General features: G+C 46.9%; 4 protein-coding genes. 1 reads left to right on the forward strand and 3 read right to left on the reverse strand.

Going from position 1 to position 3,530, the window contains the following annotated elements; all coding sequences use genetic code 11:
• The 3 genes from E5329_RS28635 to E5329_RS28645 form a co-directional block, all read right to left on the reverse strand.
• The coding region (locus E5329_RS28635) for a [Fe-Fe] hydrogenase large subunit C-terminal domain-containing protein (RefSeq protein WP_135992511.1) at positions 1 to 1,223 on the reverse strand (1,223 nt) is incomplete at its 3' end.
• 156 nt (positions 1,224 to 1,379) lie between these two features.
• Entirely contained in the window at positions 1,380 to 2,711 is a 1,332-nt protein-coding gene (locus E5329_RS28640) for an MATE family efflux transporter (RefSeq protein ID WP_135992512.1), read from the reverse strand.
• A gap of 32 nt (positions 2,712 to 2,743) precedes the next feature.
• Positions 2,744 to 3,181, reverse strand: coding sequence for a MarR family winged helix-turn-helix transcriptional regulator (locus tag E5329_RS28645; protein WP_135992513.1), 438 nt, complete (start codon positions 3,179 to 3,181; stop codon positions 2,744 to 2,746).
• A 182-nt stretch (positions 3,182 to 3,363) separates the two neighbouring features.
• Between E5329_RS28645 and E5329_RS32430 the strand changes: the two genes are divergently transcribed.
• Positions 3,364 to 3,530, forward strand: a 167-nt coding sequence (locus tag E5329_RS32430; RefSeq protein ID WP_135992514.1) for a MerR family DNA-binding transcriptional regulator, incomplete at its 3' end; no start/stop codon positions are given.

Genomic DNA, 3,530 nt, shown 5'->3' on the forward strand with positions numbered 1-3,530 from the left:
TCCCGCACCAGTATATCGCTTTTCTCCAAAAACTCCTCTATGGTAAAAAATCCCAGCCGCGACAGCAATTCCTGGACAAAAGGATTTTCCAGGGGCGTCTGATATTCAGCTTCTTCCCCGTAACGCTCCACATTTTTTCTTCCTTCTTCTTTTTCTATGAGAATTTTCGGCCCGCCCACACAGCCGCCCACACAGCCCATGCCTTCAAAAAAGTTCGCCTTTGTCTCTCCCTTTTTCAGCCGTTCAATCATTGCCCGGCAGGCGGGAACTCCGTCTGCCTGTTCTGCACGAACCTCAATTTTCCGTTTGGGGTTCAACTGCTTTACCGTGGCTTTCACTGCCTCGCTGACGCCTCCTGTCCTGGCGTAAATCCGCCCGGCCCGTGAGGAATGCTCCTTCTCATCCTCACCCAATTCTTCTGGATGGATATCCGCCGCCTCAAACATATCCTGCACCTCCTGAAAGGTCAGCACATAATCCACCGCATCTGCAATATCCGGTTCCCTGGCTTCCTTTTTCTTCGCCATACAAGGGCCCACAAACACCGTGACAGCCTCTGGATGCAGCTTTTTTACCACCCGTCCTGCTGCAATCATAGGAGACACCGCACCAGGCACATGGGGCATCAGGTCCTGATAAACCTTCCGTATCATTGCAATCCAGACCGGGCAGCAGCAGCTGGTAAGCTGATAATCCTGCTCCTCCTGAATATTTGCGTCAAATTCCAGCGCTTCCTTCAGCGTTAGAATATCTGCAAAAACTGCCACCTCAATCAAACCCTGAAATCCCATGGCCTTAAAGGCCGCCCGCAGTTTCCCGGTGGTAACCTCTCTGCCGAACTGCCCCAAGAAAGCCGGAGCCACAAGGGCATACACTTCCCGCTCCTTGTCCCGGACAGCCCGAAGCACCGGAACCACATCCTTATTGGCTGCAAGCTTCTCCAGTCTGCAAGCTTCCACGCAGGCTCCGCAGCCAATGCATTTCTCTTTATTGATATGGACTTTTCCCGTTTCATCCTGTTCAAATGCATCAAAGATACAACTGTTTTCACAGGCTCTTTCATAGGCGCACTGCTGGCACTCTTCTGCAAATATGACAGGCGCGTGACGCTCCGGGTGAAGCAGGCAGTCCATATGATACGGATCATAATCCTCCTCCAATATGCGTCCCTGGCCTGCCTCCTGCTCCAGTATGTCCAGATACAATTGGTGAAATGTTTTCATTGCCAAACCTCATTTCTGTTTTTCCATAGTATTGCCAGAAATTACAAAAAAACTCTGAAAATGAAGAAATAAATTTTCTCTGCATCTGCAGTCAGGCATTTCCCACAGCCTGCGAAAACATTCTGATATCATGAGGATTCCTGCTGCCAACAGGATTCAGGCATAATGATACTTCTTCCGATTTACAATCAAAAACATTCCCGTAACAGCCAATGCCAGAATCTCCGCTGCGCCGATTGCCAGCCAGATGCCGTCAATTCCCAGAAATACTGGCAGTGCCAGCACCATTACAATCTGAAACAGCAGCGTCCGCAGAAATGAAATCGCCGCTGAAACCAATCCGTTTCCAAGAGCCGTAAAAAATGCCGATCCCCATACATTCAGCCCCATGGCCGCAAATGCAAGGGCGTACAACCGGAACCCGTGACAGGTCATGGCAAACAATTCCGCATCATAGTTGGCAAAAATGGACACCAGAGGCACCGTCAGAATCTCCGCCAAGGTTGTCATTAAAATCCCTGCCCCGCCCATTAAAACCATGCTTTTGCGCCGCAGGCTTTTCAATTCTTCATGATTGCCTGCCCCGTAATGGTAGCCCACCACCGGGCTGCTTCCGATGGCGTATCCCAAGTAAATCGCCATAAATGCAAAATTGACGTACATAATAATTCCGTAAGCTGCAATCCCATTTTCCCCTGCCAGCTTCATAAGCTGAAAGTTATACAGGATATTTATGACAGAAGCGGAAAGATTGGTCACCATTTCTGAAGAACCATTTCCGAAAGTTTTTAAAATGATCTGCATTTCCAGTTTCGTTCCCGTCAGTTTCAGCAAGCTGTCATTATTCCCTGCAAAATAAAAGAGCGGGAAAATTCCGCCTACCACTTGACCGATTCCTGTGGCAAAAGCAGCCCCCGCAAGCCCCCAGCCAAAAACCGCAATAAACAGATATTCCAGCGCCACATTGGTAATCCCTGCGGCGAGGGACATCTTAAGGCTCAGCCCCGGCTTTTCCGCCGTCACAAAGAAACTCTGGAACACATTCTGCAGCACGAAAGGCGTCAGAGCCACAATCAGGCACCTGCAGTAAAGGACGCTGCCTTCTAACAATTCCCCACTGGCTCCCAGGGCTATGGAAATAGGCCGTGCAAACACAAAGCCAATGACAGACAGCGCAAGGCTTAATCCAATGGAAAAGTACACTAACATGGAAAAATACCGATTCGCTTCCTCCCGTTTTCCTTCCCCTAAAGTCTTAGACACTACTGCGCTTCCCCCTGTCCCTATCATAATTCCAACTGTACCGAAGGCCATACACACCGGAAACACCAGGTTCAGCGCCGCAAAAGGCGTCTTGCCCACATAATTTGACACGAAAAAGCCATCTACAATACTGTAGAAAGAAGTGCAAATCATCATCAATATAGGCGATATCACAAAACGCAGCAATCTCCGATAAGTAAAATGATCTGATAATTGTATTCTCATAATCTCCTCCTTACTAAGCATTTCGTACCATATCAACATTCTTCCGCTTTTTTTCTAAGTTTCCCCACATATTTTCCCATCAATTTCAACATTTCCCGACACTCCCGGGGAGACATTTCTTCAAATACAGATTGCTCCATTTCCATCACCGGAAAAATCTTTTCCTTCACAAGCCGCTTCCCCTCTTCTGTCAGGAAAATCTCTTTCTCCCTGCCTTTGCCGGAATCCAAAAACAGACAGCCCTGCGCCTTTAAGTTCTGAATAGAAGAATTGACGGTCTGCCTGCTTAAAGAACACCAGGCTGCGATATCCTTCTGCAGACACCCTTCTCCCAATTCCATGATGGCATACAAAATAACAAATGCGCTGTCGGACATTCCCAACCTAACTGCTAATTCATGGTAAATTTGATCCAGTTCCCGGTAAAAACGGTTAAATTCCTTTAAATATTTTCCCTGTTCATATTTCATAAGCGCCCTCCTTAATCCGAAATCAGACAATCGACAGTATAATCCGATTTCATATTAATGTCAAGGGTTTCTGTTCAAATTTTTATGCTGAAAATCATTTGTTATGGGGTTGACTCTCACACTATGGTATACTCTATACTATGATTGAGCTCAAGAAGACACATATATGTGAGGTGGAACTAATGTTAAAGATAGGAGATTTTTCAAAACTGTCAAGAATCAGCATCCGTATGCTTCGGCATTATGATGAAATAGGAATCCTTCATCCAAAGCATGTGAATGATTTTACAGGATACCGATATTACAGTGAATCACAGCTTCCGCTGGCAGGACGGATACAGACATTAAA

Origin of the sequence: Petralouisia muris (assembly GCF_004793545.1) — a bacterium.
Taxonomy (GTDB): domain Bacteria; phylum Bacillota; class Clostridia; order Lachnospirales; family Lachnospiraceae; genus Petralouisia; species Petralouisia muris.

What these genes read in the sequence shown, in the direction of transcription:
- E5329_RS28640 (WP_135992512.1), bottom strand. Translation starts at nt 2,711, where the DNA reads ATGAGAATACAATTATCAGATCATTTTACTTATCGGAGATTGCTGCGT.
- E5329_RS28645 (WP_135992513.1), bottom strand. Translation starts at nt 3,181, where the DNA reads ATGAAATATGAACAGGGAAAATATTTAAAGGAATTTAACCGTTTTTAC.